This window comes from Streptosporangium sp. NPDC050284 (assembly GCF_044459525.1).
In the GTDB taxonomy this organism is placed as follows: Bacteria; Actinomycetota; Actinomycetes; order Streptosporangiales; family Streptosporangiaceae; genus Streptosporangium.
The window spans coordinates 454,103-467,716 of record NZ_JBITIZ010000006.1; the positions used below are offsets into that span (position 1 = coordinate 454,103).

General features: G+C 72.9%; 1 protein-coding gene (running past one end of the window). It reads left to right on the forward strand.

Annotated features, from left to right (window positions below):
- On the forward strand, nucleotides 1–13,614 hold the 5' portion of the coding sequence (locus ACIBH4_RS17585; RefSeq protein WP_399172367.1) for a type I polyketide synthase. 15,987 nt of this gene lie beyond the right edge of the window; 13,614 of the gene's 29,601 nt are visible here — the first part of the coding sequence; it begins with the start codon at nucleotides 1–3; its stop codon lies beyond the right edge, outside the window.

Consider the following 13,614-nt stretch of genomic DNA (forward strand, 5'->3'; position numbering starts at 1 on the left):
GTGGACAACGAAGCGAAACTCCGGGAATACCTCAAGCGGGCGACCACCGATCTCCGGCGCACCCGTCAACGCGTCCACGATCTTGAGGAACAGAACCAGCAGCCGATCGCGATCATCGGGATGACCTGCCGCTACCCGGGCGGTGTGGCCTCGCCCGAGGACCTGTGGCGGCTGCTCGCCGAGGGCGGCGACCCGATATCCGAGCCGCCCGCCGACCGCGGCTGGGACCTCGACCGGCTCCGCGACGAGTACGGCGACGCCGTACCGCCGTCGCTGTCCGGTGGTTTCCTGCGCGACGCGGCGGAGTTCGACGCCGGCTTCTTCGGCATCTCCCCCCGGGAGGCGCTGGGCATGGATCCGCAGCAGCGGTTGCTGCTCGAAGCCACCTGGGAGGCTGTCGAGAGAGCGGGCATCGACCCGATCGCGCTGCGGGGCAGCCAGACGGGCGCCTTCATCGGCGCGATGTCCCCCGACTACCGCGACACCCTGCCGCACGACATCGACGCCTTCGGGCTCACCGGTACGGCGAACAGCGTGATGTCCGGCAGGCTGTCGTACACGCTCGGCCTGGTCGGCCCGGCGGTGACGGTGGACACGGCCTGCTCGTCCTCGCTGGTCGCGCTGCACTGGGCCGCGCACTCGCTGCGGACGGGTGAGTGCACCCTCGCGCTCGCGGGCGGTGTGACGGTCATGTCGACGCCCAGCACCTTCATCGAGTTCAACCGCCAGGGTGGTCTGTCGCCCAGCGGGCGGTGCAGGGCGTACGCCGACAGCGCCGACGGCACGGGCTGGTCCGAGGGCGTGGGCGTGCTGGTGCTGGAACTGCTGTCGGACGCCCGGCGCAACGGGCACGAGGTGCTCGCGGTCATCCGTGGTTCCGCGGTGAACCAGGACGGCGCCTCCAACGGCCTGACCGCGCCGAACGGCCCCTCACAGCAGCGGGTGATCCGTGATGCCCTGGCGAACGCGCGGCTGTCGGCGGCGGACATCGACGTGGTGGAGGGACACGGGACCGGTACGACGCTGGGCGACCCGATCGAGACCGAGGCGTTGATCTCCACGTTCGGCGAGGACAGGGAACGACCCCTGCTGCTGGGGTCGGTGAAGTCGAACATCGGTCACACGCAGGCCGCCGCCGGTGTGGCCGGTGTGATCAAGATGGTGCTCGCGATGCGGCACGGGGTGCTGCCGAAGACACTGCACGTCGACGCCCCCTCGTCGCGGGTGGACTGGTCCGCGGGCACGCTGGAGCTGCTGACCGAGCAGCGGTCCTGGCCCGAGACCGGGCAGCCGCACCGGGCGGGGGTGTCCTCCTTCGGGGTGAGCGGCACCAACGCCCACGTGGTGCTGGAGGAGGCGCCGGAGCCTGAAACGGACGCGCCCGCGGCCGGCAGGACGCCCGCGGGCGTGGTGCCCGTGCTGCTGTCGGGCCGGACCGACGAGGCGCTGCGGGCCCAGGCCGCGCGCCTGCTCGCCCATGTGGACGGTGCGCCCGAGACGTCGCTGGACGACCTGGCGTTCTCGCTGGCCACGACGCGGTCGGCGTTCGAGCATCGAGCGGGGGTCCTCGCCGCCGATCACGCCGAACTGCGAGCGGGGCTGACGTCGCTCGCGGACGGCGGCGCCGCCGGTGTGATCAAGGGCCATGGCAGGCAGGCCAAGCTGGCGGTGTTGTTCACCGGTCAGGGGTCGCAGCGGGCGGGGATGGGCCGGGAGCTGTACGAGCGGTTCCCGGTGTTCGCGGCCGCGTTGGACGAGGTGGTCGCGGAGCTGGATCCGCTGCTTGAGGGCTCGTTGCGTGAGGTGTTGTTCGCCGAGCCGGGGTCGGCGGAGGCGGGGTTGCTGGATCGGACGGGGTGGGCGCAGCCCGCGCTGTTCGCGGTGGAGACGGCGCTGTTCCGGCTGGTGTCCTCGTGGGGGATCCGGCCGAACGTGCTGGCCGGGCACTCGGTCGGGGAGATCGCCGCTGCTCATGTGGCGGGGGTGTTGTCGCTGCAGGACGCGTGCGTGTTGGTGGCGGCGCGGGCGCGGTTGATGCAGGCGCTTCCCTCCGGTGGGGCGATGGTGTCGGTGCGGGCCTCCGAGGGGGAAGTCGTCGAGCTGCTGGCCGGACGTGAGGAGCAGGTGTCGGTCGCGGCGGTGAACGGTCCCGCGTCGGTGGCGATCTCCGGGGTTGAGGAGGCGGTGCTGGAGGTGGCCGCCGCCCTGGAGGAGCGGGGTATCAGGGCGAAGCGGTTGCGGGTGTCGCACGCGTTCCACTCCCCGCTGATGGACCCGATGCTGGAGGAGTTCCGCGCGGTGGCCGGGTCGCTCTCCTTCAGCCCGCCGGAGATCCCGATCGTGTCGACGTTGACCGGGGAGTCGGCGACGGCGGAGCGGTTGTGTTCGCCGGAGTACTGGGTGGAACAGGTGCGTGGCGCGGTTCGCTTCGCCGACGGCATCCGTACCCTGCACGGCCAGGGGGTTCGGGCCTACCTGGAGTTGGGCCCCGACGGGGTGCTCACCGCGATGGCCGCCGACACCCTCGCCGCGAGTCCGGACTCACGTGACACCGACTCGACGCCGGATTCGCACCTACACGCCACGGACCCCGCAGGGGAGGCGGACGCGGTGCTGGTGCCGGTACTGCGCGGAGGGCGCGACGAGCGAACGGCGGTCATGTCGGCGCTGACGGCCCTGCACGTGCGCGGGGTGCCGGTGGACTGGCAGGCGGTTTTCCCCGGTGCCAGCCGGGTGGAGGTGCCGACGTACGCCTTCCAGCGCGAGCGGTACTGGCCGAACCCGACCTCGACCGGGGATGCCCGAGGGCTCGGCCTGACGGCTGCCCGGCATCCGCTGCTGGGTGCGGTCATGGGGTTGGCCGATAGTGATGAGGCGTTGTTGACGGGTCGTGTCTCGTTGGGGTCGCATCCGTGGTTGGCGGATCATGTGGTGGGCGGGATGGTGATTTTCCCGGGTACGGGGTTTTTGGAGTTGGTGGTGCGGGCGGGGGATGAGGTCGGGTGTGGGGTGGTGGAGGAGTTGACGTTGGTGGCGCCGTTGGTGCTGGGTGAGGACGATGCGGTGGCGGTGCAGGTGCGGGTGGGGGCTGCGGATGGGGTGGGTCGGCGTGAGGTGAGTGTTCATGCTCGGCCTGCGGGGGCCGGTGAACACGACGCCTGGGTACGGCACGCGAGTGGTGTGCTGGCCGGTGGGGGGATCGGCGCGGGAAGTAACGGTGCGGCGGCCGGTGGCCGGGCCGGGGAGGAGTTCGAGGCTTTCGAGGGTGAGGTGTGGCCGCCGAGGGGTGCGTCGGTGGTCGAGGTGGACGGGTTGTACGAGCGGCTGGCCGGCAGCGGGTTGAATTACGGGCCGGTGTTCCAGGGGGTGCGGGCGGCGTGGCGGGGGGTGAACGGTGCGCTGTTCGCCGAGGTGGTGGTGCCTGAGCAGGTTGCCGATGCGGGTGGTTTCGGTTTGCATCCGGCGTTGCTGGATGCGGCGTTGCATGTGGTGGCTTTTGCTGATCTGGATGGTTTTGAGGGTGTGCGGTTGCCGTTCTCGTGGGGTGGGGTGTGTCTGCACGCGGGTGGGGCGTCGGTGCTGCGGGTGCGGTTGGCGTGGGTGGGTGATGGTGAGCTGTCGTTGAGCGCGGTGGACGTGGTCGGGGAGCCGGTGCTCTCGGTGCGCTCACTGGTGCTGCGCCCGATCCCGTCCGACCGGCTTGGCGCGGCCTTCCAGAGCGGGGGAGTCGAGCGGGAGGCGCTGTTCGGGGTGGAGTGGACGCCGGTGGCGGAGCCCTCTTCGGGTGAGGTGTCACCGGTGGCGGTGCTCGGCCCGGACGTGCTGGGTGTCGCCGAGGCATGGCGGGCGGCAGGGCAGGCGATTCCGGCTCATGAGGATCTGTCCTCGCTGGTGGCGGGGCCGGTGCCGGACGCGGTGGTGACCGAGGCGGTCTCGGATCAGGCGGGCGCGGTGGTGGGGGCGGTGCGTGCTTTGGCGGTTGGTGTTCTGGGGTTGGTGCAGGGGTGGTTGGCCGATGAGCGGTGTGTGGGTTCGCGGTTGGTGGTGGTGTCGCGGGGTGCGGTGGTCGCGGGTGAGGGTGAGGTGGTCGTGGATTTGGGGGCTGCGGCGGTGTGGGGGTTGGTGCGTTCTGCGCAGGTGGAGAATCCTGGTCGGTTCGTGCTGGTGGACATCGACGATGAGTTGTCGTCGTCTGTGTTGGCGGGGGTGCTGGCCTCGGGTGAGCCGCAGGTGGCGGTGCGCAGGGGTGAGGTGCGGGTGCCGCGCCTGACGCGGGTGACGCCCGCCTCCGAGCGTGGTGTTGATCTCGGGTCCGGTTCCGTCTCCGGCTTGGGTGAGGGGCGGGTCTGGGATTCCGAGGGGACGGTGTTGATCACTGGTGGTACGGGTGGTCTGGGGGGTTTGTTCGCGCGGCATGTGGTGGCCGAGCGTGGGGTGCGTCGTCTGCTGCTGACCAGCCGCCGGGGCCTGGACGCCCCTGGCGCGGTGGAGTTGCAGGCGGAGTTGATCGCGCATGGGGTCGAGGTCACGGTCGCGGCGTGTGATGTGGCCGATCGGGATCAGGTGGCGGCGTTGCTGGCCGGGGTGCCGGAGGAACATCCGCTGACGGCGGTGATTCACACTGCGGGTGTGCTGGCCGATGGGACGATTCCGTCGTTGTCGGCTGAGGATCTGGATGTGGTGTTGCGGCCGAAGGTGGATGCGGCGTGGCATCTGCACGAGCTGACCCAGGATGAGGATCTGGCCGATTTCATCGTGTTCTCGTCGGTGGCGGGGACGTTCGGTGGGGCGGGGCAGGGCAATTACGCGGCGGGCAACGCGTTCTTGGACGCGTTGGCGGAGTATCGGCGGGGGCTGGGGTTGGCGGGGGTGTCGTTGGCGTGGGGTCCGTGGGAGCAGGGCGCGGGGATGACGGGTGGGTTGGACGAGGTTCAGGCGCGTCGGTTGACGCGTGCCGGGATGTCGGCGATCACGCCGGAGCAGGGTGTGGTGTTGTTCGAGGCGGCGATCGGGTCCGGCGGGCCCGCCGTGGTTCCGGTGCGGTTGGACCTGGCGGCGGTGCGGGTGGGTGGTGAGGTGCCGCACCTGCTGCGCGGGCTGGTGCGCGGGGTCCGCAGGTCGGCGGTGTCAGGGATGGCGTCGGCCGTGGCCGGCGACGGCGCGCTGGTGGGACGGCTGATCGGGGCGGAACCCGCCGAGCGTGTCCGGCTACTGGTGGACCTGGTGCGTACCGAGGTGGCACTGGTACTGGGGCACACCTCGCCGAAGGCGGTGGACGTCCGGCGGGAGTTTCGGGAGCTGGGCTTCGACAGCCTGACCGCGGTGGAGTTGCGCAATCGGTTGAACGCGGCGACCGGGCTGCGCCTGCCGGCCACGCTGGTCTTCGACCATCCCACGCCCGCCGTGCTGGCGGAGTTCCTGCTGGAGGAGGCGCTGGGCGAGCGGGACGTCGCCGTTCCGGCCACGATCACGCCGGTCGCCGACGACCCGGTCGTGATCGTCGGGATGGGCTGCCGCTATCCGGGTGGCGTCGCCTCGCCGGAGGACCTGTGGCGGTTGGTGGCGGAGGGCCATGACGCGATCACGGGCTTCCCGGTCAATCGCGGCTGGGATCTGGGGGTGCTCTACCACCCGGACGCCGACCACGCGGGCAGCTCGTACACCAGGCAGGGCGGCTTCCTGCACGACGCGGCGGAGTTCGACGCGGACTTCTTCGGAATGAGCCCGCGGGAGGCACTCGCGACGGACGCGCAGCAGCGCCTGTTGCTGGAGACCTCCTGGGAGGCCGTCGAGCGGGCGGGAATCGACCCGGCCACGCTCCGGGGCAGCCGGACGGGCGTGTTCGCCGGGGTGATGTACACCGACTACAGCGGGATCCTGGGCGCGGGCGAGTTCGAGGGCTACCGGGGTACGGGGACCGCCGCGAGCGTCGTCTCCGGCCGGGTGTCCTACACGCTGGGGCTGGAAGGGCCGGCCGTGACGGTCGACACGGCCTGCTCGTCCTCGCTGGTCGCGGTGCATCTGGCCGCACAGGCACTGCTCTCGGGGGAGTGTGAGCTCGCCCTGGCCGGCGGTGTGACCGTGATGGCCACGCCCGGGGCCTTCGTGGAGTTCTCCCGGCAGCGAGGGCTGTCCGCCGACGGGCGATGCAAGTCGTTCGCGGACGGCGCGGACGGCGTGAGCTGGGCCGAGGGCGTCGGGGTGCTGGTGCTGGAGCGCCTGTCGGACGCCCGGCGCAACGGTCACGACGTGCTGGCGGTGGTGCGGGGTTCCGCGGTGAACCAGGACGGCGCGTCCAACGGGCTGACCGCGCCGAACGGCCCCTCACAGCGGCGGGTGATCCGCCAGGCCCTGGCCGGAGCGCGCCTGTCGGCGTCCGAGGTGGACGTGGTGGAGGGGCACGGGACCGGGACCACTCTCGGTGACCCGATCGAGGCGCAGGCGCTGCTCGCCACCTACGGTCAGGACCGGCCGGAGGACCGGCCGCTGCTGCTGGGGTCGATCAAGTCGAACATCGGTCACACGCAGGCGGCTGCGGGTGTCGCCGGTGTGATCAAGATGATCATGGGGATGCGGCACGGCGTCGCGCCCAGGACCCTGCACGTCGACGCGCCGTCCTCGCACGTGGACTGGGCCGCGGGCGCGGTGGAGCTGCTGGCCGAGGCGCGGGAGTGGCCCGAGACGGGTCACCCGCGCCGGGCCGCCGTGTCTTCGTTCGGCTTCAGCGGCACCAACGCCCACCTCATCATCGAGCAGGGCGTCGAACAGGACGTCGCCGAGGGGACCCCGTCGGCCGACGGGGAGACGCCCTCGGCCGCCGGGTCGCCGACGGCGGGCCTGCCGCTGCCGCTGCCGGTCTCCGGCAGGACGGAGGGGGCGGTGCGGGCGCAGGCCGCGCGGCTGCTGTCCCACCTGGAAGGCCGTCCCGAGGCGTCCCTCGCCGATATCGCGTTCTCGCTGGTGACCACCCGTTCTCTCTTCGAGCACCGGGCCGTCGTGCGGGCCGAGGACCACGCCGGAGCGCTGGCCGGGTTGCGTGCGCTGGCCGGAGGCCTGACCGCGCCGGGAGTCGTACGAGGCCAGGCCAAGGACGAGCCGAGGCCGGCGTTCCTGTTCACCGGCCAGGGCGCCCAGCGAGTGGGCATGGGCCTGGAGACCTACGAGCGGTTCCCGGTGTTCGCGGAGGCGCTCGAAGGCGTGCTCGCGGCGCTGGCTCCCCGGATGAGTCCTCACCTGGACCGCCCGCTGCGGGAGGCGCTCTTCTTCGACGCCGAACTGCTCGACCGCACGGCGTACACGCAACCGGCGCTTTTCGCCCTTGAGGTCGCGCTGTACCGGCTGGTCGAGTCGTGGGGCGTGCGTCCGGCCGCGCTGGCGGGGCACTCGATCGGGGAACTCGCCGCGGCGCACGTCGCCGGGGTGCTGACGCTGGAGGACGCCTGCGCGCTGGTCGCCGCGCGGGGCCGGTTGATGCAGGCGCTCCCCGCCGGTGGCGCGATGGTGGCGATCCAGGCGAGTGAGGAGGAGATCCGTCAGGCGCTGGCCGGGCGCGAGGACGAGGTGTCCGTCGCGGCGGTGAACGGCCCGGCGTCGGTGGTGATCTCCGGGGTCGAGGCCGCGGTGCTGGAGGTCGCCGCCGGGTTGGCCGCCCAGGAGCGCAGGACCAAGCGGCTGCGGGTGTCGCACGCGTTCCACTCCCCGTTGATGGAGCCGATGCTCGCGGAGTTCAGGGCGGTCGCCGAGACGGTGTCGTACGCGCCCCCTCGGATCCCGATGATCTCCAACGTGACCGGTGGGTTCGTCACGGACGAGGTGTGCTCCCCCGACTACTGGGTGCGGCACGTGCGGGAGACCGTCCGGTTCCGGGACGGCGTGCGGGAACTGCACGGGACGGGCGTGACCGCGTTCCTGGAGATCGGGCCGGACGGCGTGCTGACCGCGATGGCCCAGGACGCCCTCCCCGAGGATGCGGAGGCGCTGCTACTGCCCGTGCTGCGCGGCGACCGCGGCGAGGGCGCCGCGCTCATGACCGCGTTGACCGAGCTGCATGTGAACGGCGTGCGCGTCGACTGGCCGGCCCTGCTGCGCGGGGCCCGCCGGGTGGACCTGCCGACGTACGCGTTCCAGCACGAGTCGTTCTGGCCGGAGCCGCCGCCCGTCGCGAACGACGCGGTCGCCGATCCGGCCGACGCGCGGCTCTGGGACGCGGTCGGGCGCGGTGACGCCGGGGACGTGGCCGCGATCCTCGGCCTGCGCGACGAGCACGCCTCCTCGCTGGACACCCTGCTCCCGGCCCTGTCGTCGTGGCGGCGGAGCCGGAGCGAGGTGGCGACGCTCGACTCCTGGCGCTATCGGGTGGAGTGGAAGCCCCGCCGTACGCCCCCTCTCGCCGTACTGGAGGGCACCTGGCTGGTCGTGACCGCCGACGGGATCTCGGACGGCGACGTGGTCGCCGCGCTGGAGGGACACGGGGCGCGGGTGCAGCGGCTCGTGCTGGAGGGGACGGATGCCGATCCAGCCGACCCCGCGTCGCTCGCGGCCCGGCTCGGGGAGCTGGACGAGATCTCCGGTGTGGTGTCGATGCTCGCGCCCGCGGAGGCGCCCGTCGAGGACGGTGGGGCGGTGCCGAGCGGTCTCGCACTCACGGTCGCGCTCCTGAGGGCGCTCGGCGACGCGGAGATCGATGCGCCGCTGTGGTGTGTCACCCGTGGCGCCGTGTCCGCGGCTCCCGGCGATCGGGTGACCCGTCCTGTGCAGGCGCAGGTGTGGGGCATGGGCCGGGTCGCGGCCCTGGAGCATCCGGAGCGCTGGGGTGGTCTGGTCGACCTGCCCGAGGTCGTCGAAGGACGCTGCGCCCAGGGGCTGGCGAGCGTGCTGGCGGGCCTGGACGGCGAGGACCAGGTGGCGGTGCGGGCGTCGGGCGTGTTCGGGCGGCGGTTGCGGCGTCACCCCGCCGCGTCCGGCCAGGCCGGCCCGACCGGCGGTGCCGTGCGTGGTTCCGGCGGTGCGGTGTCGAATTCCGATGCTGTCGTGCGGGATTCCGGTGGTACGGCGTCGGGTTCCGGTGGTGGGATATCGGGTTCAGGCACCGTCGGGTTGGGCTCCGGCGGCACGGTGCTGATCACCGGTGGGACCGGTGCCCTCGGCGCGGCCACCGCGCGGTGGCTGGTACGCGGCGGCGTCACGCGTCTCGTGCTGACCGGCCGGCGCGGCATGAACGCCCCCGGGGCGCCGGAGCTGCGCGACGAGCTGCTCGCGCTGGGTGCCGAGGTGAGCGTCGTCGCCTGTGACGTGGCCGACCGCGACGCGCTCGCCGCCGTGCTGGCCACGATCCCGGCCGAGCACCCGCTCACCGGGGTCGTCCACGCGGCCGGGGTGGGGCAGGCCGTCGCACCCCTTGAGCGGGCGGACGCCGCCACCCTCGCCGAGGTGACGACGGCAAAGGTGGCCGGTGCCGCCAACCTGGACGGCCTGCTGGGGGATCGCGAGCTCGACTTCTTCGTGCTGTTCTCCTCGATCGCCGGGGTGTGGGGCAGCGCTGGGCAGGGCGCCTACGCGGCGGCCAACGCCTATCTCGACGCGCTGGCCGAGCACCGGCACGCGCGAGGTCTCGCCGCGACGTCGGTGGCCTGGGGCGCGTGGGCGGAAGCGGGCATGGCCGTCGCGGGGGACCTCACGGGGGACAGTGCGAGGGGCGCTGCCGCGGAGGGAAACACGGCTGCGGCGGGCGACACGGCCGGGCAGGGGGACGCCGCTGCGGCCGGGGACATGGCCGCGGAGGGAGGCATGGCCGGTTACCTGCTCAGGCGCGGCCTGGCCCTGCTGCCCCCCGATATCGCGATCGGCGAGATGAACCGGGCGGTCGGCGGCAGGGACGCGGTGGTGACGGTCGCCGACGTCGACTGGGACCGGTTCTATCCGATCTTCACCTCGACCCGGCCCAGCAACCTGTTCGGCGAGCTCGCGGAGGTGAGGGCGCAGCGCGAGAGCGAGGACGGGCCAGGAGCCTCCGGCGACCCGGAATTCGTCGCGCGGCTACGTGGCCTGACCGACAAGGAGCGCCGGCGCGAGCTGCTGAACCTGGTACGCGCCGAGGTGGCGGCCGTGCTGGGACACGCCTCGGCCGAGACGGTCTCCGAGCGGCGCGCCTTCCGAGAGCTGGGCTTCGACTCGCTCACCGCGGTGGAGCTGAGAAAGAGGCTCGTCGCGGTGACCGGTCTGGCGTTGCCGAGCACGCTGGTGTTCGATCACCCGAACCCGGCCGCGCTGGTGGAGTTCCTGCGGGCGCGGGTCGCGGGCGCGGAGGGTACGGCCGGTGAGGACGGCGAAGACGGCGAAGACACAGCCGGAGGCTCCATCGCCGTCCGCGCCGACGAGCCGATCGCGATCATCGGGATGGCCTGCCGCTTCCCCGGCGGCGTCGGCTCTCCGGAACAGCTGTGGGAACTGGTGACCGAGGGGGGCGACGCGATCTCCGGATTCCCCGCGGGCCGGGGCTGGGACGCGGAAGGGCTCTACGACCCCGACCCCGATCACTCCGGCACGACCTACTCGGTCGAAGGGGGGTTCCTGCACGACGCCGGCGACTTCGACCCCGGGTTCTTCGGTATCTCACCGCGTGAGGCGCTGACCATGGACCCGCAGCAGCGGCTGCTGCTGGAGACCGCGTGGGAGGCCATCGAGCGGGCCGGCATCGATCCCCTCACGCTGCGCGGCCACTCCACCGGCACGTTCATCGGCTCCAGCTACCAGGAGTACGGCTCGGACTCCGCCGACGCCGAGGGACACCAGGTCACCGGCACCATCCCGAGCGTGCTGTCGGGCCGGGTGTCGTACGTACTGGGCCTGGAAGGTCCCGCGGTCACGGTCGACACGGCGTGCTCGTCGTCGCTGGTGGCGCTGCATCTGGCCTGCCAGTCGCTGCGCGAGGGCGAGAGTTCGCTCGCCCTGGCGGGCGGCGTGACGGTGATGACCACCCCGGCGGCCTTCGTGGCGTTCAGCCGCCAGCGGGCACTCGCCGCCGACGGCCGGTGCAAGGCGTTCTCCGACGCGGCCGACGGGATGAGCCTGGCCGAAGGGGTCGGCCTGCTCCTGGTGGAGCGGCTGTCCGACGCGCGGCGCAACGGCCACCCGATCCTCGCGGTGGTGCGCGGTTCCGCGGTGAACCAGGACGGCGCCTCCAACGGTCTGACCGCGCCGAACGGCCCCTCACAGCAGCGGGTGATCCGCAAGGCGCTCGCGGGCGCGCGGCTGTCGGCGGCCGAGGTCGACGCGATCGACGCGCACGGCACGGGGACCGGCCTGGGCGACCCCATCGAGGCCCAGGCACTCCTCGCCACATACGGGCAGGACAGGGAGCGCCCGCTCCTGCTCGGGTCGGTCAAGTCGAACATCGGCCACACCCAGTCCGCGGCGGGCGTGGCCAGCGTGATCAAGATGGTCATGGCGATGCGGCACGGGACGCTGCCCAAAACGTTGCACGTGGGCACGCCGTCGTCCCACGTGGACTGGACGGAGGGCGCGGTCGAGCCGCTGACCGAGGCCACCCCGTGGCCGGAGACCGGAAGGCCGCGCCGGGCCGCCGTGTCCTCCTTCGGGATCAGCGGCACGAACGCCCACGCGATCCTCGAACAGGCGCCGGACGCGGAGGAGCCGGTCGGCGAGGTCGCGCTCGCCGGTCCCGACGGCCGCGAGGATTCCGCAGCCGCGGCTTCCGACCCCGTTCTCGCTCTCGGCGCGGTGCCGTGGGTGGTGTCGGGCAGGACGAAGGAGGCGCTGCGCGCGCAGGCGCGACGGCTCGCCTCGCACATCGCCGACCACGGCACCGTGGGTGATCTCGATCCGGCCGCCGTGGGCTTCTCCCTGGTGACGTCGAGGTCGGCGTTCGAGCACCGCGCGGTCGTGGTGGGCGGTGACCGCGAGTCGCTCTCCGCCGCGATGAGCGCGGTGGCCGCGGGCGAGCCCGCGCCGGGTGTGATCCAGGGCATGGCGGACGCCGAGGGCAAGACGGTCTTCGTGTTCCCCGGCCAGGGCGCGCAGTGGGCCGGTATGGGCGCCCGGTTGCTTGAGCAGTCCCCGGTGTTCGCCGAACGTGTCGCCGAGTGCGCCCTCGCCCTGAGCCGGTACGTCGACTGGTCGCTGATCGACGTGCTGCGCCAGGCGGAGGGCGCGCCGTCGCTGGACCGGGTGGACGTCGTGCAGCCGGTGTCGTTCGCGGTGATGGTCTCGCTCGCGGCGATGTGGCGCGCTCACGGGGTGGAGCCCGACGCGGTGATCGGGCACTCCCAGGGGGAGATCGCCGCCGCCTGCGTGGCGGGCGCGCTCTCCCTGGACGACGCCGCGAGGGTGGTGGCGGTGCGCAGCCAGGCCATCGCGCGGCGGCTGGCCGGCGCCGGAGGGATGATGTCGGTCTCGCTTCCGCTGCCCGACGTCGAGGAGAGGCTGCGCCCCTGGGACGAGCGGATCTCGGTCGCGGCGGTCAACGGGCCGCGTTCGGTCGTGGTGTGCGGCGATCCCGGCGCGCTCGACGAGCTGTCGGAGCGGTTGACCGAGGAGGGGGTGCGCTCCAGGCGGGTCGCGGTCGACTACGCCTCGCACTCGGCCCACGTCGAACGCCTCCAGGAGGAGCTGCCGCGAGCCCTGTCGGAGATCCGGCCGGAGCGGGCCGAGGTGCCCTTCCTGTCCACGGTGACCGGGGAGTGGCTGGACGGTACGGAGCTGGACGCCGGCTACTGGTACCGCAACCTGCGCCGAGCCGTCCGGTTCGAACCCGCGGTGCGGTGCCTGCTGGCCGAGGGGCACCGGGCGTTCATCGAGGTCAGCCCGCACCCGGTGCTGACGGGCGCGATCCAGGAGACGGCCGAGGAGGCGGCCGAGGAGACAGGCGGGATCACAGTGCTCCCAGTGGTCACCGGGACCCTGCGCCGCGACCAGGGCGGCACGGAACGCTTTCTCACCTCCCTGGCGGAGGTGTTCGTACGCGGTGTGCCGGTCGACTGGCGAACGGTCTTCGAAGGCACGGGCGCCCGCCGGGTGGAACTACCGACGTACGCCTTCCAGCGGGAACGGTTCTGGATACAGCGCGCCGAGGCGCCGACGGCCGGCGCGGCGGACCCGGCGGACGAGCGGTTCTGGGCGGCGGTGGAGCGGGAGGACCTCGACTCGCTCGCTTCCGGACTGGACGTGGGCGCGGGGGCACTCGCCGAGGTGGTACCCGCGCTGTCGTCCTGGCGTCGCCGGCAGCGGGCCCGGTCCACCGTGGACTCCTGGCGCTACCGCGTCGCCTGGCGGCCGGTGACCGGCCCCGCCTCCGCCTCCCTGTCGGGCACGTGGCTGCTCGTCACCCCGGAGGGCCTGGAGGGCGACGACGTCGCCGAAGCGCTCACCGCGCACGGCGCGCGGGTCCGCAGGGTCGCGCTCGACGAGTCGTGTACCGACCGCGCCCTGCTGGCACGCGTGCTGACCGGTCCGCCGTCCGGTGCGCCTGGCGATGCCGGGGGACCGGGCGCCGGGCCGGACGTCTCGCCCGGCGAGGGAGAACACATCTCCGGCGTCGTGTCCCTGCTCGCCCTCGCCGAGCAGCCCGCCGGCCGCCACCCGGAGCTGGCCGTCGGT